The sequence below is a fragment of the Pseudomonas sp. URMO17WK12:I11 genome (assembly GCF_007677725.1).
Lineage (GTDB): Bacteria > Pseudomonadota > Gammaproteobacteria > Pseudomonadales > Pseudomonadaceae > Aquipseudomonas.
Genome location: NZ_VEDF01000002.1, coordinates 588,264 through 606,837 on the forward strand (window position 1 = coordinate 588,264; position 18,574 = coordinate 606,837).

Below are 18,574 nucleotides of genomic sequence, written 5' to 3' on the forward strand. Positions count from 1 at the left end.
GCTTGATGCCATTAGTTCGGGCGGTTCATGAAACTATCGCAAATAGTTTTCAGGGCTCAGGAACTAAACCGGTGAAGCGGGACTCAGAAGTACTGAATGGCTGGTGAAGCCTTTCGATGCTCCTATGTTGTGTTAAGTGTTGGCAGATACCTGGACCCCGCCCTAGCGGTCCAGACTTGAACCCCGAACTTCCCCCTCCCCATACGAAGTCCGGGGTTTTTTTTGCCTGCGATTCGAGCAGGCGCCCGCCCCGATGTCAGGCTGCCGGCTTGTCCTCGAGCTCCATCCAATCTGCCAGCACGCGGTAGGCTTCTTCCAGGCCCAGGCGCTTGGGCGCCGAGAACAGCTGGATGGTCACGCCATCGCCCCAGCCCTTGCGGATTTCGGCCTGGACCTTGAGCAAGGTGTTCTTGCCGGCACCGTGGGTCAGCTTGTCTGCCTTGGTCAGCAAGATGTGCATGGGCATGCCACTGGCCTTGGCCCAATCGAGCATCATCATGTCGAAGTCGGTCATCGGGTGCCGGGTGTCCATCATCAGGATCACGCCGCGCAGGCACTCGCGGCTGCCCAGGTAGGCCTCCAGGTGCTTCTGCCAGTGCTGCTTGAGCGGGATCGGGACTTTCGCATAGCCATAGCCCGGCAGGTCGACCAAACGCCGTTCATCGTCCAGACTGAAGAAATTCAACAGCTGGGTACGCCCTGGGGTTTTTGAGGTGCGCGCCAGGCTGGCATGCGTCAGGGTGTTGAGGGCGCTGGATTTACCGGCATTGGAGCGGCCGGCGAATGCCACCTCATAGCCCTGGTCGTCCGGGCATTGTTCGACCTTGGCAGCGCTCAAGGCGAATTTGGCTTTCTGGCAGAGGCCGAGGATGGGGTTCTTGACTTGCATGGGATATCCGATGTGGGTGTTGCCAAAGCCTAGGCTGGCAAGCGGTGTCGTTTCCGTTTGGCTGGCGGAAGTATATAATGCCCCAGTTTTTGTGTGCTCATTCATCTTGCATGGACGAATGAGCATGGGGAGTCGAACCAGAGCTCGCGCATCAGAACGCAGCGCGTTCCCCAACCCTGTCAGGTCGTTGCGCATCGCGAAACGCCTGCTAGCTGTCGGTGTGTTCCTGCCGGTTTTCAGCGCACAGGCTACACAGGATCCCGAGGTGTTGTACAACCGCACGTGTGCGGCCTGTCACGCCGGACAGCTGCCCCAGGCACCCATGAAGGGTGATGCGGCAGCCTGGGAGCCGAGACTGGCGCAAGGCATGGAGCGACTCGTTACGCACGTCACCCAGGGTTTCAAGGCTATGCCGCCGCGTGGATTGTGCATGGACTGCAGTGCCGAGGACTACCGTTTGGTCATCCTTTGGATGAGCGGCAGTCCCGATACATAACATTTCACCCTTAGCCGTGTTGGATTAGCTGATGAACAAACTTGTCGTGAGTCTGCTGTTGACCCTGGGTGTCGCGGGTGCGGCCACTGCTGCGCAACCCATTGTAGGCGATGCCGCTGCCGGCCAGGCCAAGACTGCCGTTTGTGGCGCCTGCCACAACCCCGACGGCAACAGCCTGGCACCCAACTTCCCGAAACTCGCAGGCCAAGGCCCGCGCTACCTGGAAAAACAACTGCTCGACATCAAGTCGGGCAAACGAACCGTGCTGGAAATGACCGGCATGCTCGATGCCTACAGCGAGCAGGACCTGGCCGATATCGCCGCCTACTTCGCCAGCCAGAAACCCAGCGTCGGCGCCGCCGACCCCAAGCTGGTGGAGCGTGGTCGCGCCCTGTTCAACGGCGGCGACCTGGACAAGGGCATGCCAGCCTGCATCGGCTGTCATTCGCCGAACGGCGCCGGCATCGCCCTGGCAGGTTTTCCTCACCTCAGCGGCCAGCATGCGCAGTACACCAGCAAGCAGCTGACCGACTTCCGCGAGGGCAACCGCAGCAACGATGGCGATGCGATGATCATGCGGACCATCGCCAGCAAGCTCAGCAACCACGACATCGAAGCGCTCTCCAGCTACATCCAGGGCCTGCATTAACATTGAGTTAATGCAGCAGCGCTAATGATGAAAGGGCGGTGCGGACCGCCCTTTTTTCTGTCCGCAGCCGTTACACTACAGAACTCGGGCCCTTCGCCGCCGTCTCAGCACGGTCGCGTCGAGGCGACCAATCAATGCTCAGGAGTAAAGCATGCGTAAACTGATTCTCAGCGCCGCGCTGGTCGCTGCCAGCGTCTTCGGGATGACGGCCGTCCAGGCTGCCGAGCCGGCCACCGCCGGCAAGGAATACATCGAGCTGAGCAACCCTGTTCCGGTATCCCAGCCAGGCAAGATCGAGGTCGTCGAGCTGTTCTGGTATGGCTGCCCCCATTGCTATCACTTCGAGCCGACCATCAACCCTTGGGCCGAAAAACTGCCACAGGATGTCAATTTCAAGCGCGTACCGGCCATGTTCGGCGGCCCATGGGACGCCCACGGCCAGATGTTCCTGACCCTCGAAGCCATGGGCGTGGAGCACAAGGTGCATGCTGCGGTCTTCGATGCCATCCAGAACCAGCGCAAGCGCCTGACTGACCCGCAGGACATGGCCGACTTCCTCGCCACTCAGGGCGTCGACAAGGACAAGTTCCTCGCCACCTTCAACTCGTTCGCCATCAAGGGCCAGGTCAACCAGGCCAAAGAGCTGGCGAAGAAGTACGAAATCACCGGCGTTCCAAGCATGGTGGTCAATGGCAAGTACCGCTTCGACCTGGGTACTGCCGGTGGGCCGGAAGGCGTGCTGAACGTCGCCGACCAACTGATCGCCAAGGAGCGCGCCGCTAAGTAAGCGGCGAACCCATGCGCCGCTTCCGCACCGCGCGTGGCATTGGCCTGCATCAGCCGCAGGTCAACGAGCATCACGTGCAGGCCGCCAGCCTGCCGGAAGATGGTCGGCTGCGGCTGCTCAGCTTCAACATCCAGGTCGGTATCAGCACCGAGCGCTATCGGCACTACCTGACGCGCAGCTGGCAGCACCTGCTGCCGCACCACGGCCGGGCGGGTAACCTGCAGAAGATTGGTCAGTTGCTGCACGACTTCGACCTGGTGGCACTGCAGGAAGCAGATGGCGGCAGCCTGCGCTCCGGCTACGTGAATCAGGTCGAGCACTTGGCCCAGCTAGGCGCGTTTCCCTATTGGTACCAGCAGCTCAACCGCAACCTCGGGCGTTTTGCCCAACACAGCAATGGCGTGCTCAGCCGTCTGAAGCCGCAACACATCGAAGACCATCCGCTGCCGGGGCCTGCCGGCCGCGGGGCGATTCTGGTGCGCTTCGGCGAAGGTGAAGATGCGCTGATCGTGGTCGTCATGCACCTGGCCCTGGGGGCCAAGACCCGCGCCTTGCAACTTGCCTACATCCGCGACCTGATCAGTGGCTATCGCCATCAGGTGCTGATGGGCGACATGAACACCCACGCCACCGACCTGCTCGACCATTCGCCCCTGCGCGATCTGGGCCTGATCGCCCCCCAGGTCGAGGCCACCTTTCCCAGCTGGCGTCCGCAGCGCTGTCTGGATCATATTCTGCTCAGCCCGAGCTTGACCCTGGAGCGGGTCGAGGTACTGGCGCAGCCGATCTCCGACCATCTTCCGGTGGCCGTGGAGATCCGATTGCCTGACGCACTGACTGTGGATACGCTGCCGGTCTTGAGCTAGATCAGCGAAATCGCAGCCCCTGCTCAAGTGTTTGCCGGGCACGCCGACAGCGTGTAATCACACCCCAGTTGCATTACCCGTTGCGGATGCAGGCATGACCGAAGAAGCCGAGCGCTGGAAAGAAAAATACCTCAAAAGCATCGAACAACAAGAAAAGCTCGAGCGTCGCTGGAATGCACGTCTCGACCTGCTGCGCCGTGGCCTGGTGCGCAGCACCCTGGCGGCCGAAGGTAGCGACAAGATCGTCGACCAGTGCATGAAGGAAATGCGCGAGGTCATTCGCAGCGACAATATGGACGCGGGCCTGGCCGGGCTGATCCCGCGCCTGGAAAAAGCCGTGCTGGACTCCGAACAGCGTCGCGAAACCCGCATGAACCAGGTCAGCGATGCGCTCAATGCCCTGGTGACGCAGCTGCAGGGGTTGCCGTTGCCCGGTGAAGTGGCCCGTCCGCTGAAAAAACTGGCCAAAAAGCTCGACGGCGGTGTGGCGCAGTCGCGGGAATTGCCGCCCTTGCTGGGAGAACTGAGCGGTCTGCAAGGCCGGGCGCTCTCAGCCCTGAGCAGACCTGACGACGAGACCCGCCCAGGTTTCCTGCAGCGTCTGTTCGGTGCGCGTGACAGCGAGCAGCCGGGCGAGGCAGGTGAGCCCGCGCCCGTTGTCCCGGAGTCAGCTGAGGAGAATCAGACGCAACCTGCCGGGCCAGTGCTGGTCGATCTGCCCCCAGCAGATGCCGACGAGCTGCAGCCGTTGCCGGGTACGGCCGGCGAGCCGCCGCAGGCGACGGACGTCGGCCCTGTGTCGGCGAGGAACGAGCCTGAGTCCGCTAGCGATGCCGATGCTGTGCAGTTCGAGGTGCCTGGCGATGCTGAAATGCCGGTCACGCACGCTGGGGAGCTGCTCTCTACGCAAGCGCCTGCGGCCATGCCGGCGCCGCTGGCCCCCGAGCAGGCCATCGAAGAAGATGGCCCCTACGCCCTCCCCGACGCCGTCGAGCCGCCCTACAGCCAAGTCGCCGCGCATATCGAACACACCCTGATCGGCCTGCTGGACGATCTCAGCCTGCCCGAGCGGCACAAGGCTCAAGCGTTGCAGATGCGCGAGCGGGTAGCGCGCGGGCTGAACTGGTATGAGCTGATCCCGGTGCTCGATGACCTGGCGGTGTTGATGCTGGCCATAACCGACAGCGGGCAGCACGAATTCGAAACCTACTTGCAGCAACTCAACGAGCGTCTTGAGGGCTTTCAGAGCCACTTGCACGAAGCCAGCGCCGGTCATGCCGACAACAGCTCTGCCGCACGCGAGCTGGACAGCCAGTTGCGCGAACAGGTCGATGGCTTGCACAGCAGCGTTCAGGGCGCCGCCGATGTCGACAGCCTCAAGTCCATCCTGGAAAGCCGCCTGGAAGGTTTGCTGGGCACCATGGATGATCACCAGCACGAGCGTGATCGTCGCGAGCAGGAACTGGCCGGGCGTCTGCAGGGGCTGGCCGAGCGAGTGGCGAGCATGGAACAGGAGGCCCTGGGCTACCGCGAACACTTGGAAGAGCAGCGGCAAAAGGCCTTGATCGATCCGCTGACTGGGTTGCCCAACCGCGCGGCCTGGGCGGAGCAGGTCGAGCGCGAGATTCACGACTGGCAAGAGAACGGCGGGCACCTGGCCATGGCCATCCTCGATCTCGATCATTTCAAGCGCATCAACGACAGCTACGGGCACCTGGCCGGAGACAAAGTGCTGAAGATCGTTGCCGACCAGTTGCGCAAACGGCTGCGCCCACGGGACTTCATCGCCCGCTTTGGTGGCGAGGAATTCGTCCTGTTGCTGCCGCAGACGCCGCCCGCAGCCGCCGCCCAGGTCGGTGAGGTATTGCGCAGCGCCATTGAAGCGTGTCCCTTTCATTTCAAAGGCGAGCGGGTAGTCATCACCACCTCGATCGGTGTCAGCGTGTTCCGCTCGGGCGAGCGCGGCGACCAGGTGCTCAAGCGCGCCGATGAAGCGCTTTACCGCGCCAAGGAGCAGGGCCGCAATCGAGTGGAACAAAGCTGAGCGAGTCGCTCGGTGATGCATACGTTATGCTGTCGGATCATTGTCCGACCCGACTGGCTCTCCCCATGAAAGCGCTCGTTTCCGTACTGCTGATGCTTGCCCTGGCCGGTTGCTCGACCGGCCTGCGCATCGACCGCAACCACCCCTCGGCAAACCACGACAACCGGATTCAGTTCGTCGTCCTGCACTATACCAACGCCTCGTTGGAGCGCTCTTTGGCGCTGCTGACCCATGGCGAGGTCAGCGCCCACTACCTGATTGGCGACGGGCCAGCCACGGTGTACCAGTTGGTCGACGAAAACCGTCGGGCCTGGCATGCCGGCGACAGCCAGTGGCAAGGTCGCACCTGGCTCAATTCCAGCTCGATCGGCATTGAAATCGTCAATCCCGGGTTCGATGACACCGCCAACGGCCGAGTGTGGTATCCGTACAGTGAAGCGCAGATCCAGTCGTTGATCGCCTTGCTCAAGGACATCGTCAAGCGCAACGGCATCGAGCCGCGGCACATCGTCGGCCATAGCGACATCGCGCCATTGCGCAAGCTCGACCCAGGCCCACTGTTCCCGTGGAAACGTCTGGCCGATGCGGGCTTGGGGATCTGGCCGGACGCCAGCGCGGTGGCCCGTGAGCAAGCCTACTTCAGCGCCAACCCGCCCACGATCGGCTGGTATCAGCAGGAACTGGCGCGGTTCGGCTACGCCCTGGAACAGACCGGCGAGCTGGATGTGGCCACCCGTCATGTCATCGCCGCGTTCCAGATGCGTTTTCGTCCGCAGCGCTTCGACGGCACGCCGGATGCACAGACGGCAGCCATGTTGCAGGTGCTGAACCGCATGCGCTGATCGCAACACCAGCGGAGCGCCAAACGGCAGAGCGTTTCTCATTTCAGTTGCTATACCTTAGTTATCAACTGGATGCTGCCCATGTCTGCCCTGATTTCTGCGTTGCGCCAATTTTTTTACCGTCCCTGGATGCTGGCCACCTTGGCAGCCTTGGCCAGCGCTGCCGTATTGCTCACGGCCAGCATCGGTATTGCCCTGCAGCAGATGAAAGAAAGCGAAAGCGCGCAGATGAACGCCCAGGGCGAGCGCTTCCTCGAGCGCCTGGAGCAGGTGTTCGGCCAACTGCGCGAGGGCGTCGACGAGCTTCAGGCGCAACCGGTACGCGGCTGCAACCCGGCGATGTTCGCGGTGCTGCAGCAAGTGGGGCTTAGTTCGCGGTTCATTTATGAGGCCGCTTATGTCGACGCGACGGTCGCCTGCTCCAACCGAGGCGGGGCGCGAGCGTTCGTGCCCACCCGCGCGCCTGACCTGCAAGGCCCGACCTACAGCTACTGGCTCAACACAACGACCGAACCCAACGAAAACCTGGCGGCGTTGATGCTGGCGCGCGGCAACTTTCTGGTATCCACCTCCCGTGGTCATCTCACGGATGTGGTCGACCTGCCGCCGGGCGGTAGCTTGTTGGTGGTGCTGGATAACGGCGCACGGGCGATCCCGGTGCTCGGCCCTCCGCAGGCCTGGCCACCGACCAGCGATTGGTCCGCAACCAGCCAGAAGTCGCTGTTCGAGCTGCGCGATCGTCTGGTCTATCGCATGCCGACCAAATCGCCGGACTACCAGCTGGTGTTGATCGCGCCACGGGCTAGCCTGCCGCTGCGCATGAATGGCACCTTGTGGCTGTTGTTTCCCGGCAGCGTGCTGGCATCCTGCTTGATTGGCTGGTTGGTGTTTCAACTGATTCAGCAACGCCGCTCGATGAGTTCCGAGCTGCAAAGTGCGCTGCGTCGCGGCGAGTTGCAGGTGTTGTACCAACCCATCATCGAACTGGACAGCCGCCGTTGTGTCGGCGCCGAGGCCCTGGTCCGTTGGCGTCGCCCCGACGGCACCCTGACCAGCCCCGAGCTGTTCATCCCGCTGGCAGAGAACACCGGGCAGATCCGCCAGATCACCGATTTCGTTCTGCAACGGGTGCTGGAGCAGCTCGGCCAGTTGCTGCGCTCGCACCGCAACCTGTACATCTCGGTGAACCTGGCAGCGTGCGACGTCATGGTGCCGCGCATCGGCAGCGTGGCGGCACGCCTGCTGGCACTGCACCGGGTCTCGGCCAACCAGATTGCCTTCGAGGTCACCGAGCGGGGGCTGATCGACGTCGTGGTGGCACGGGACAACCTCGAGGCGCTCAGGGCTGTGGGGCATCAGGTGCTGATCGATGACTTCGGTACCGGCTATTGCAGCCTGGCTTACTTGCAGACCCTGCCTGTGGACTGTCTGAAGATCGACAAGGCGTTCATCGACGCCCTGGGTCACGACGCTGCCAGCAGTGGCGTCGCGCCACACATCATCCGCATGGCCCATGACCTGCACTTGCGCGTGATCGCTGAAGGCATCGAATGCGAAGAGCAGGCCGAACTGCTCAGCAGTGAGGGCGTCAACTATGGCCAGGGCTGGCTGTTCGCTCGGCCACTCAATGCCCGGCAGTTTGCCGAGCTCGTCACCCGCGGGCGTTGGCCGCGGCGGGCACGCATCGATGATGAACCGTGAGCCGCCCGCGCGACATCCTCAGACCGGCAGCGCCATGTAGAACTGCGTACCCTGCCCCGGACGCGAGAACACCCCCATGCGCCCGCCATGTAACTGCACGATCTCCTTGCACAGCGCCAGCCCTAGCCCGGCACCACCCTTCTTGCGGCCAACCTGGACGAACGGTTCGAAAATCCGCCCCTGTTGGCCATAGGCGATGCCCTCGCCATCATCTTCGACGCTGATGATCACTCGTTCGGCATGACGACGGGCGTGCAAACGGATGTGACCGCCATCGGGGGTATGGCGAATGGCATTGTGCAGCAGGTTGTCCAGCACCCGGTCCAGTTGCGCGACATCCGCCTGAATGCGCGGCAATGGCGGCTCCACCGCCTTGACCAGCTCGATGTGCTTGTTCATGGCCTGCTCGCTGAAACGCGCCTGTGCCCGGTCAAGCAGTTCGTCAAGGCTGCAAGGCGCCAGCTCGAGCTTTTGCAGGCCGCTCTGGTAGCGCGAGAAGTTGAGCAAGTCGTTGATCAGCTGGGTCAGGCGCTGCATTTCCTCGCCGATGGTTTCCAGCAGGTCGTTTTCGCGCGCTTGCGGCGGGAACTTCAGGCGCTCGCGCAGCAGGCCGAAGGCCATGTGCATGCCTGTGACCGGCGTGCGCAGTTCATGAGAGGCGCGCAGCACGAACTCGCTGCGCACACGCTCGAAGGCGCGTTGCTCGGTAACGTCATGCAGCACCATCACCGCGCCCAGGATTGGGCCCTGAGGGTGGCTCACCGGGGTCAGGCTGTAGGTCAGCAGGCGCGCTTCTTCATCCACTTCGATGCTCAGGTCGTCCGGGGGACGGTCCAGGCTGCCGCCACGCAGCACCTGGCGCAGTTGCTGCTCAAGTTCAGGGCGTTGAAGCGCCTCAGCCAGGGGGCTGCCTACGCGGCTGCTGGTCCAGCCCAACTGCCGCTGGGCCACCGGGTTGAGGTGTTCCAGGTGACCTTGGCGATCGATGATCAACAAACCATCGTCGATACTGTCGAGCACAGCTTGCAGGCGCTGCTGGCCGGCCAGCAGTTCATCGACGTTGGTCGCCTGATGCTTGCGCAGGGCTTCAGCCATCATGCCGAAGCGGCGGGTCAACTGGCCCAGCTCGGCGGCGTGGGTGACCGGCAGGGTGATTTCGAAATCCCCCTGGCCAAGCTGGTCCGCCGCCTTGGCCAGCGCTTCGATCGGTTGGCCGAAGCGGCGGGCGATGTTGTGCGCGGTGACGAAGCCCAACACCAGCACCACCAGCCCCATCACTCCCAACAGGCCGCTGACCAGCAGAGCACGGTCACGGGTGTGTTGTTCGGTATCGGTGATGTGCTCGAGCGCTTGTTTGTGTGAATCGAGCAGGTCGGTGCGCACCTGGTTGAAGGCTGCGCCCAAGGGCTGTTCCACGCCCATGCTCCTGGCAGCATCGGGCGTTTCGCGATAAGCCTGCAAGAAGGCCTGGTAGTTGCGGCTGGCTTTCTTGAAGCCGGTGCGGTCGCCGTCCTGTTCCAGCCCCTGGTCGAGCAACGCCTGGAAGTTGTCTTGCAGCACGCGCAGGCTGTCTGGCGTAGTGTCGGTATCCAGCAACAAAACCAGCTGATCGCCGAGGTTCTGCCGTAATTTCAGGCCGATTTCCAGCGAATGAGTGGCCTCTTGCACCGAGCGCTGCTGCACTGCGCTCATTTGCAGGACGCTCACAAGCCCCAGCAGCAAGCCCATCAGCGCCACGGTAACCAGTGCAGAGATGCTCAGGAAGAGCCGTGTGCGCAGCTTCATCTGCAACTTCATAGGTTGTACTGCTTACGCTTGCGATAAAGGGTCGACGCATCGATGCCCAGGGTTTTCGCGGCCTGGTCGAGTGTGTCGCTGGCAGCCAGCACCGCCCCGATGTGCGCGCGCTCCAGTTCATCCAGGCTGAGAGCCGCCCCAACCCGCGGGGCGTTGCCGGTCGGCTGCTCGCCCATGCCCAGGTGGGTGATCTCCACGCGCTCTTGCGGGCAGATGATGCTGGCCCGTTCGATGACGTTGCGCAGTTCGCGAATGTTGCCTGGCCAGCGATAGTTGAGCAGCGCGCTGCGCGCCTCTTCGCTGAAGCCGCGGGCCGGACGCGAGTATTCCTTGACGAAACGGGCCAGGAAGCGGTCCGCCAGGGTGAGGATGTCTTCGCTGCGTTCACGCAACGGAGGCAGGTGCAAGGTAATGACGTTGATTCGATACAGCAGGTCTTCACGGAAACGGTTTTCGCGCACCATGTCGTCCAGGTTCAGGTTGGTGGCGGCCAGAATCCGTACGTCGGCGCGGCGGGTCACCGGGTCGCCGACTCGCTCGTATTCCTTGTCCTGAATGAAACGCAGCAGCTTGGGCTGCAGGGTCAGCGGGAAATCGCCGATTTCATCGAGGAACAGGGTGCCGCCGTCGGCCTGATTGACGCGCCCGAGGGTGCTTTCGCTGGCGCCGGTGAAGGCGCCTCGGGTATGGCCGAACAGCTCGCTCTCCATCAATTCTGCATTGAGCGAAGGGCAGTTGATGGTCACGCATGATTTGCGCGCCCGCTTGCTCCAGCCATGAATGGCGCGGGCCAGCTCGCCCTTGCCGGTGCCCGACTCACCCAGAATGAGTATGTTGGCGTCGGTGGTGGCCACCTGCCGGGCGGTTTCCAGTACCGCCATCATCGCCGGGCTGTGGGAGTCCAGACCGTCCTTGGGCTTGCGCACTTCGCCTTCGAGCGCTTCCAGGCGTGCCGAGAGTTGGCGAACTTCCAGTTGCTTGGCGGTGGCCAGGCGCAGTTGGTCCGGGCTGCAGGGTTTGACCAGGTAATCGGCGGCGCCCGCTTGGATGGCATCGACAGCGGTGTCGATCGCCGAGTGCGCGGTGACGATGACGACCCGCATCCACGGCGCCTGGATACGCATTTGCGCCAGCACGTCGAGGCCGTTGTCCTCGCCCAGGCGCAAGTCGAGGAAGCACAGATCGAAGACTTGGCGTTGCAGCAGGGCTTCAGCCTGGGCAGCGCTGTTCGCCGTGGCCACGCTGTAGCCCTCGTCTTCCAGGCAGTAACGGAAGGTGCGCAGGATCGCGGACTCGTCATCCACCAGCAGAATGCGGCCTTTGTTTTCCTGGGCTGATTCCATTTCCTCTGCTCCTCCGAGATAGATCTTTATTTAGTGTGGGAAAAATCGGGCAAGTTGCACGGTCAATTGTGAAGGATTCTGTCCTTTGCATGCTAGCCAATGGCTGAACAGTGGCTAAAAAGGCCCGCGACGCCGGATATCTCGATGATTCGGTTAGAGCACCGGCCTGGCACATTGGTTGCGAGGATTTTCAGCTTTTGCCTATTGAAAGGAGGTACTCCGTGTCCGCCATCACTCGATCGGTCGTATTGGCAACCACTCTGCTGTCCATTTGCGCGCCTGCATTTGCCGATTCGGTACAGGACGCCCGCCTGCAAGGCTCCGTGCAGACGGCACTGTCACTCAACCGAATGCTCAACCCGTTCCGCATCACCGTGCAGGTCCAGGATCACCGTGCGCAGTTGAGCGGTGCGGTGGAAAACCAGATCGAGCGTGACCTGGCCGAGCACGTGGCGCTGGCTACGCGCGGTATCGAGCAGGTCGACAACCAGCTAGAGGTAAACGCCGAGCTGAGCGAGCGCCCACTTGAACTGCGCGCGTATGCCCAGCGCGTTGAGGATGCGACGCTGGCGGCGGTCGTTCGCGCCCGACTGCTGTGGAGCCGCACCACCGCAAACGCGCCTATCGAGGTGCAGAGCAGCGAGGGTGTGGTGACGCTGCGCGGCAAAGTCGACAGCGCCGAGGCCAAGGAGCAGGCCGGCGTGCTGGCACGCACCACCGAAGGCGTGTACCTGGTCAACAACCTGGTGAGCCTGGACACCGCAGCGATGGCCAAGGCCCGCCAGACCCCGGTGGGTGCGCCGGTCGGTCCGCAACCCAAGGACAGTTGGATCATCGACAAGATCCAGACCAGCCTGCGCTTCAGCCGCAACCTGGATGGGCTGAACATCAAGGTAGCGAGCCAGGAAGGTATGGTTCGGCTAAGCGGCGAGGTGGTCAGTAACGAGCAAAAAACCATTGCGGTGGCCGTCGCCCAACAGATTACCGGGGTGCGTGGTGTCGATGCCGATCTTTTAAAGGTAGCAACCAAGGTTGAAGGCTGATTCGTGCAATTCGCACGACGCAGGAGGGGTCATCGTGCAGGATACGCCCTTGATGACCCCGGGCAGTTTTCATAAGTAACTGATTTATAAGGATTTTTTAGGATTTAAAAGTCTGGCATGCAGGCTGCAATTACCTGTTCAAGTTCGATAGAAAAATTACAGCAGGAGAAGCCGGCATGAACCGCCCAACCGTCAAACACTCGCTGAATGCCGCACTGCCAGTGCGTCAACTGTTGTTCGTCGGAATCGCGGTAATGCTGAGCCTGGCCGCTGGTCTTTTCTATTACAGCTGGCAGACCTCGCGGCTGGCCGATCAAGTGGCAGCGCAGACCGCGCTCCTTGCGCAAATGCAGGCGTCGCGTGCCACCACACTGGTCAAGGCCGCCGAACCTGTCGAGCAACGTCCTACTGCGAACGTTTCGCCAGCCACGGTGGATAACGTAGTACCCCAGCAGCGTTGGGTGTTCTGAAAAACGCCTGTTGGATCATTTAAAAAGTGAAAGGAGACGCATCATGCTGAGTTGGGCTATCACATTCCTCATCATCGCCATTGTCGCTGCCGTTCTGGGCTTCGGTGGTATCGCTGGCGCTGCTACGGGTATCGCGAAGATCCTGTTCATTGTCTTCCTGGTCCTGTTCGTAGCCTCCTTCTTCTTCGGTCGTGGTCGAGGTTGACGACAATGGGCAGGAAGCTTGCGACTGCTGTCGCTGCGGCCGCGCTGATGTTGGGCGGCTCCGCAGCGGCACTGGCGGCCAACGATGGCCAGGTCCGGGTCGAGCAGTTGCTCGGCTCTGACCCCGAATATCGCGAAACCTGGCAAGACACGATCAAAGGCGAGGAGCGTCTTCCTGATTGGGTCATCAACCTCAGTGGCACGGGCCAACAGCAGATGTCGGCTGTGACCGAGGACGGTGACAAGTACCTGGTAGGCCCGCTGTGCGAATCCGCGGACAAGTGCACCTACAAGCGCCTGATCGTTGCATTCAGCTGGGACAAGGACGATGCCTACGGCATGTTGGTCGAGGTGCCTGAAGGCTTGCCCAAGGACAAGTCGCCCACGCGTCACGCCCAGTACCGTTGGTTGGGCAAGCCTGACGACGGCATGAAGGCACTGTTGCAGGAGCAACTCAAGCGTGATCCTAACTGGTACTGACCGGTGGTCGCGCACTGTCACGAAATAGAAGCGGAACCGCTTTATCGTTTTCGTTTCTATCCGTGCGCTGCCTCGAGGAGAGGCGACGCATGACCAGGGGGTCGGGCTGTTCTGATTGCTACAGGATCGGAGTGGCCTAGGGGTACAGGGAGTACCTCCAGCATTGGGCCGGGTCAGGAAAGGCAGAATCGGAAGCATCAGGTCAGGGGTTTCTGACAACCGTCGGAACCCGACCTGACTTCCGAGGCGCCACACTCGCTTTACCCTCGCGCTTTCCAGAATTTCCCTTCAAGACACATTTTGTGATGACCGCACATCTTTTTTTTGTGGTCGCTCCCTTCCTGGATCAGACGCCATTTCGGCCATTCGGATTGTCGAACAGGCCGCTATCACGCTCCCCTGTTCGCCTCTAAAATTGCCTAAATCTGGCGGTAGGGCCCTGTTCGGGATTCCGAACGTTATAAATCAATGACTTACGGAGGGCTAAAAACGCCGGTTATTGGTATGCAGTTCCGGCATGGGCTATGCGTTTCCGGCATTAGATTTCAGCCTTTACGGTGGCAATAGTTGCGGCCTTTTCGCTGGCCCGAGCGCTCTGCCGCTCGCTCGCGGTGTCCTTGCACGAGGAACCCGGACGGAAGCCATAAGCTCCCCGTGACGTTGCCAACGGCTGTGTTACGCGCTTTTCCGGTCGGCACCCGTGACCACTAGAACAAAGGGTAAAGACATGAAGAAGGCAAAACTGAGCCTCGCCTGGCAGATCGTCATCGGTCTGGTACTGGGTGTCGCAGTCGGCGCGCTACTGAACCACTTCAGTGCGGAAAAGGCCTGGTGGATCAGCAATGTGCTCCAGCCTGCCGGTGACATCTTCATTCGCCTGATCAAGATGATCGTGGTCCCGATCGTGATTTCGTCGCTGATCGTGGGTATTGCCGGAGTTGGCGATGCGAAGAAACTCGGCAGCATTGGCCTGAAGACCATTCTTTATTTCGAGGTGGTGACCACCATCGCCATCGTCGTTGGCCTGGTGCTCGCGAACCTCTTCCATCCAGGTGCCGGCATCGACATGAGCACCCTAGGCACCGTCGACATTTCCAAATACCAGGCCACGGCGGCCGAGGTGCAGCATGAGCATGCGTTCATCGAAACCTTGCTCAACCTGATCCCATCGAACATTTTCGCGGCGCTGATGCGCGGCGAGATGCTGCCGATCATCTTCTTCTCGGTGCTGTTCGGCCTCGGTCTGTCGAGCTTGCAGGCTGACCTGCGCGAGCCGTTGGTGCGCACCTTCCAGGCCGTGTCGGAAACCATGTTCAAGGTCACTCACATGATCATGAACTACGCCCCGATCGGTGTGTTCGCCCTGATTGCGGTGACTGTCGCCAACTTCGGTTTCAGTTCGCTGCTGCCGCTGGCCAAGTTGGTGCTGCTGGTGTACTTCGCCATCGCCTTCTTCGCTTTCATGGTCTTGGGCCTGGTGGCTCGACTGTTCGGCTTCTCGGTGATCAAGATCATGCGCATCATGAAGGATGAGCTGATCCTGGCGTATTCGACCTCCAGCTCCGAAACCGTGCTGCCACGTGTGATCGAGAAGATGGAGAAGTACGGCGCGCCGAAGTCGATCTGCTCGTTCGTGGTGCCGACCGGCTATTCGTTCAACCTCGACGGCTCGACCCTGTACCAGAGCATTGCCGCGATCTTCATCGCTCAGCTGTACGGCATCGATTTGTCCTGGAGCCAGCAGCTGCTGCTGGTGCTGACCTTGATGGTCACCTCCAAGGGCATCGCCGGTGTACCTGGCGTCTCCTTCGTGGTGCTGCTGGCGACCCTGGGCAGCGTAGGCATTCCGTTGGAAGGCCTGGCCTTCATCGCAGGCGTCGACCGCATCATGGATATGGCTCGCACTGCCCTCAACGTGATCGGCAATGCCTTGGCCGCCCTGGTGATTTCGCGCTGGGAAGGCATGTACGACGCCGCCAAAGGCGAGCAGTACTACGCTTCGCTGATCGCCGAAAAGCCCCAGGCTTCGGCGATCGGTGAAGCGGCCAAACGCTAAGCCCCTAGCTGCATAAAAAAGCCCCGACTCGTCGGGGCTTTTTGTTGTCTGAGGGGTTCGTGCCGCAGCAGCCGCGCTGCGCCGGGCATCGATACGCTATCATTCGGGCATTTTTCAGGGGGAACACGCGGATGCTCAACGGCCTTTGGCTCGGCTTTTTTCTGGTGGCAGCCGTGTCTGCGCTGGCCCAATGGTTACTCGCCGGCAATGCAGGCATCTTTGCCGCGATGGTCGAGAGCATCTTTGCCATGGCCAAGTTGTCGGTCGACGTCATGGTGCTGCTGTTCGGTACGCTGACGCTGTGGCTGGGGTTTCTCAAGATCGCCGAAAAGGCCGGGATCGTCGAATGGCTGGCCAAAGTGCTAGGACCGCTGTTTGCACGGCTGATGCCCGAGGTGCCGCCGGGACATCCGGCGCTGGGCCTGATCACCATGAACTTCGCAGCCAATGGCCTGGGCCTGGACAACGCCGCCACACCGATCGGCCTGAAAGCCATGCGCGCCTTGCAGGAACTCAACCCCAGCAGCACCACCGCCAGCAACGCGCAGATCCTGTTCCTGGTGCTCAATGCCTCGTCGTTGACCCTGTTGCCGGTGACCATCTTCATGTACCGCGCCCAGCAAGGCGCGCCTGATCCGACATTGGTATTCCTGCCGATCCTGCTGGCGACCAGTGTGTCGACCCTGGTCGGGCTGTTGTCGGTAGCGGTGATGCAACGCTTGCGCCTATGGGACCCGGTGGTGCTGGCCTATCTGATTCCAGGGGCGCTGCTGCTGGGTGGCTTCATGGCCTTTCTCGGCACCCTGTCGGCCGCGGCGCTGGCCAGCCTGTCGTCGATTCTCGGCAACCTCACCCTGTTTGGCGTGATCATCCTGTTCCTGGTGATCGGGGCCTTGCGGCGGGTACAGGTTTACGAAGCCTTCGTCGAAGGCGCCAAGGAAGGCTTCGACGTGGCCAAGAGCCTGTTGCCTTATTTGGTGGCGATGCTGGTCGCGGTCGGCGTGCTGCGCGCATCCGGTGCGTTGGAACTGGCCTTGGATGGCATTCGCCACGCAGTCAGCTGGTTGGGCATGGATACCCGCTTCGTCGAAGGCCTGCCCACCGCCCTGGTCAAGCCGTTCTCCGGCAGCGCGGCGCGTGCCATGTTGATCGAAACCATGCAGACCCACGGGGTCGACAGCTTCCCTGCCCTGGTCGCGGCCACCATCCAAGGCAGCACGGAAACGACCTTCTACGTGCTGGCCGTGTATTTCGGTGCCGTGGGCATCCAACGTGTGCGTCATGCTGTCGGTTGCGCGCTGTTGGCCGAGCTGTGCGGGGTGATTGCAGCGATCTGCGTGAGTTATTGGTTCTTCGCCTGAGTCTGAGCCTGATTGCCATGCGCCACGGTCCAATCCACGACCTGTGCGCTGAGTCGATCGGCGGCCGCGCCAAAGCCTGTCACCACCGCTGATACCTGGGTATCGGCCAAGGGCTGACGCACCTCGAAGCGTTGGCTGTCGAGGATGCGCTGGCTGCGGCCTTGCACCAGGCGTGCGTCATAGCGGATGACGACGGCGACCTTGCCGTCAGGCTGGTATTCGCTTTGAAAGCCCTGCAGCTCGCCGGTCAACTCATAGTCGGCCTGCAGGTTGCTGTCATCGGCGCTCAGGCGTTGCACCCGCCCATCACGTTGAAAACCATCGAGCAGTCGGTTGCGCACCAGCAGCGGCACCGGGTCGCTCCAGCGTGCGCCCTTGTAGCTGCTGAGCACGTTGCCCTGCGGTATCACGGCGATGCGCGGCCCGGCCAGGGTTTCGCTGGCCAGCGGCTTGTTCAGACGCAGCGACCACTGCACCAGGGTAGCGGACCGGGTCGTCTGCTCGACCGGCAGGCGGTAGATATCCACAGGTTCGCTCTGCGGCAGGATCGAACAGGCACTGACGACGCCCAGGCTGCCCGCCAGGGCCAGCCAGCGCAGCGATGGGGTCATGGCTGGAACTCCTTGTTGTTGTCGCGGCCAAGCAGATAGCCGCTCGGGTCAGCCTCCAGGCGTCGGGAAATGCCGCGCAGCGAGTTGAGGGTCTCGCGCAATTCGCGAATGGCCGGGGACAGCTGGTTGAGGCCCTGGGCGCCATCATCGATGGACTGGCGATTGTCCTGCAGTAATTCATCGAGGGTGGCGGCGCTCTGGGCCAACGACTGCATGGCCTGTTCTGCACTGTCGATGACCTGCTTGCCTTGCGTGCCGATCAGGCCATTGGCGTTGCGCATCAACGCCTGGGTATCGGCCAGCGTGGCATTGGCTTGCTTGCCGGCCTCGGCCAGCTGGTTGATCGCCTCGCCTATGCCGCCCTTCTGGTTGGCGAACACGCCCGTGGTCTGCTCCAGATTGGCCAGGGTGTTGCTCAAGCGCTCGATGTTGGTGTCCGAGAACATCTGATTGGCGTTGTGCAGCAGCAGGTTTACGTTGGTGACCAGGTCGCTGCTGTCATTGAGCAGGCGCGAAATAGGTGACGGCGAGGCGATGATCACTGGCAGCTTGCCGTCCTTGCCCGTGAGCTCGGGGCTGTGCGGCGTACCGCCGCTGAGCTGGATGAACGAGTTACCGGTGACGCCGGCCAGGGTCAGCTTGGCCTGGGTGTCTTCCTTGACCGGGGTGTCACCGCTCAGGCGCACGCGGGCCAGGACCCGGCGCGGATCCTTGGGGTCCAGGCGCAAGGTGGATACATCGCCGACCTTGATGCCGTTGTACTGCACCGGGCTGCCGCGCGACAGGCCCGAAACGGCTTCGTTGAAGATCACTTCGTAGTCCTTGAAGGCATCGTCGACGCTGGACTTGGCTAGCCACAGACCGAACAGCATGGCGCCCGCCACCACCAGCACGGTGACCAGGCCGATCAGGACATGATGAGCTCGAGTTTCCAT

18 protein-coding genes are annotated in these 18,574 nt (G+C 61.9%); 13 read left to right on the plus strand and 5 right to left on the minus strand.

Annotation, left to right across the window (positions count from 1 at the left end; genetic code table 11):
• Positions 1–256: 256 nt before the first annotated feature.
• Complete coding sequence (yihA, locus tag FS665_RS06020) at positions 257–889, minus strand: ribosome biogenesis GTP-binding protein YihA/YsxC (RefSeq protein ID WP_145184864.1); 633 nt, start codon at positions 887–889, stop codon at positions 257–259.
• Positions 890–1,082: 193 nt separating this feature from the next.
• On the opposite strand from yihA, the gene FS665_RS06025 reads away from it, so the two are divergent.
• The 7 genes from FS665_RS06025 to FS665_RS06055 all read left to right on the plus strand — a co-directional run bounded on the left by FS665_RS06025 (position 1,083) and on the right by FS665_RS06055 (position 8,274).
• Positions 1,083–1,385, plus strand: a complete 303-nt coding sequence (locus tag FS665_RS06025) for a cytochrome c5 family protein (RefSeq protein WP_145184997.1) — start codon at positions 1,083–1,085, stop codon at positions 1,383–1,385.
• A 31-nt stretch (positions 1,386–1,416) separates the two neighbouring features.
• Entirely contained in the window at positions 1,417–2,034 is a 618-nt protein-coding gene (locus tag FS665_RS06030) for a cytochrome c (RefSeq protein WP_145184867.1), read from the plus strand.
• 151 nt (positions 2,035–2,185) lie between these two features.
• Positions 2,186–2,821 carry a thiol:disulfide interchange protein DsbA gene (gene dsbA, locus FS665_RS06035; RefSeq protein ID WP_145184870.1) on the plus strand — a complete coding sequence of 212 codons (636 nt, stop codon included), beginning with the start codon at positions 2,186–2,188 and terminating at the stop codon, positions 2,819–2,821.
• Between the two features lie 11 nt (positions 2,822–2,832).
• On the plus strand, positions 2,833–3,687 hold the full coding sequence (locus tag FS665_RS06040) for an endonuclease/exonuclease/phosphatase family protein (protein WP_145184873.1): 855 nt from the start codon (positions 2,833–2,835) through the stop codon (positions 3,685–3,687).
• A 94-nt stretch (positions 3,688–3,781) separates the two neighbouring features.
• On the plus strand, positions 3,782–5,731 hold the full coding sequence (locus FS665_RS06045; protein WP_145184876.1) for a GGDEF domain-containing protein: 1,950 nt from the start codon (positions 3,782–3,784) through the stop codon (positions 5,729–5,731).
• A 65-nt stretch (positions 5,732–5,796) separates the two neighbouring features.
• Entirely contained in the window at positions 5,797–6,573 is a 777-nt protein-coding gene (locus FS665_RS06050; RefSeq protein WP_145184879.1) for an N-acetylmuramoyl-L-alanine amidase, read from the plus strand.
• An 81-nt stretch (positions 6,574–6,654) separates the two neighbouring features.
• A complete protein-coding gene (locus FS665_RS06055; RefSeq protein WP_145184882.1) occupies positions 6,655–8,274 on the plus strand; it encodes an EAL domain-containing protein in 1,620 nt (539 codons plus the stop codon).
• An 18-nt stretch (positions 8,275–8,292) separates the two neighbouring features.
• Here FS665_RS06055 and FS665_RS06060 read toward each other — a convergent pair whose 3' ends face one another.
• A complete protein-coding gene (locus tag FS665_RS06060) occupies positions 8,293–10,071 on the minus strand; it encodes a KinB sensor domain-containing domain (protein WP_145184885.1) in 1,779 nt (592 codons plus the stop codon).
• Entirely contained in the window at positions 10,068–11,414 is a 1,347-nt protein-coding gene (algB, locus tag FS665_RS06065) for a sigma-54-dependent response regulator transcription factor AlgB (RefSeq protein ID WP_145184888.1), read from the minus strand. Before algB ends, FS665_RS06060 begins: the two co-directional genes overlap by 4 nt.
• Positions 11,415–11,635: 221 nt before the next feature.
• On the opposite strand from algB, the gene FS665_RS06070 reads away from it, so the two are divergent.
• The 6 genes from FS665_RS06070 to FS665_RS06095 all read left to right on the plus strand — a co-directional run bounded on the left by FS665_RS06070 (position 11,636) and on the right by FS665_RS06095 (position 17,028).
• Positions 11,636–12,457: a BON domain-containing protein gene (locus FS665_RS06070; RefSeq protein ID WP_145184890.1), complete on the plus strand. Its 822-nt coding sequence runs from the start codon at positions 11,636–11,638 to the stop codon at positions 12,455–12,457.
• 176 nt (positions 12,458–12,633) lie between these two features.
• The gene (locus FS665_RS06075; protein WP_145184893.1) at positions 12,634–12,927 is read left to right on the plus strand and encodes a hypothetical protein; all 294 of its coding nucleotides are present in this window, start codon (positions 12,634–12,636) and stop codon (positions 12,925–12,927) included.
• Between the two features lie 43 nt (positions 12,928–12,970).
• Positions 12,971–13,132 carry a DUF1328 domain-containing protein gene (locus FS665_RS06080; protein ID WP_003252966.1) on the plus strand — a complete coding sequence of 54 codons (162 nt, stop codon included), beginning with the start codon at positions 12,971–12,973 and terminating at the stop codon, positions 13,130–13,132.
• Between the two features lie 5 nt (positions 13,133–13,137).
• Positions 13,138–13,611, plus strand: coding sequence for an inhibitor of vertebrate lysozyme family protein (locus FS665_RS06085; RefSeq protein ID WP_145184896.1), 474 nt, complete (start codon positions 13,138–13,140; stop codon positions 13,609–13,611).
• A 727-nt stretch (positions 13,612–14,338) separates the two neighbouring features.
• Positions 14,339–15,667: a glutamate/aspartate:proton symporter GltP gene (gltP, locus tag FS665_RS06090; RefSeq protein ID WP_145184899.1), complete on the plus strand. Its 1,329-nt coding sequence runs from the start codon at positions 14,339–14,341 to the stop codon at positions 15,665–15,667.
• A 131-nt stretch (positions 15,668–15,798) separates the two neighbouring features.
• Positions 15,799–17,028 (plus strand): nucleoside recognition domain-containing protein, encoded by a 1,230-nt coding sequence (locus FS665_RS06095; RefSeq protein WP_145184902.1) that lies wholly within the window; start codon positions 15,799–15,801, stop codon positions 17,026–17,028.
• Here the strand turns inward: FS665_RS06095 and FS665_RS06100 are convergent.
• On the minus strand, positions 17,010–17,639 hold the full coding sequence (locus tag FS665_RS06100; RefSeq protein ID WP_145184905.1) for an ABC-type transport auxiliary lipoprotein family protein: 630 nt from the start codon (positions 17,637–17,639) through the stop codon (positions 17,010–17,012). The genes FS665_RS06095 and FS665_RS06100 overlap by 19 nt on opposite strands.
• A complete protein-coding gene (locus FS665_RS06105) occupies positions 17,636–18,574 on the minus strand; it encodes an MlaD family protein (RefSeq protein ID WP_145184908.1) in 939 nt (312 codons plus the stop codon). Before FS665_RS06105 ends, FS665_RS06100 begins: the two co-directional genes overlap by 4 nt.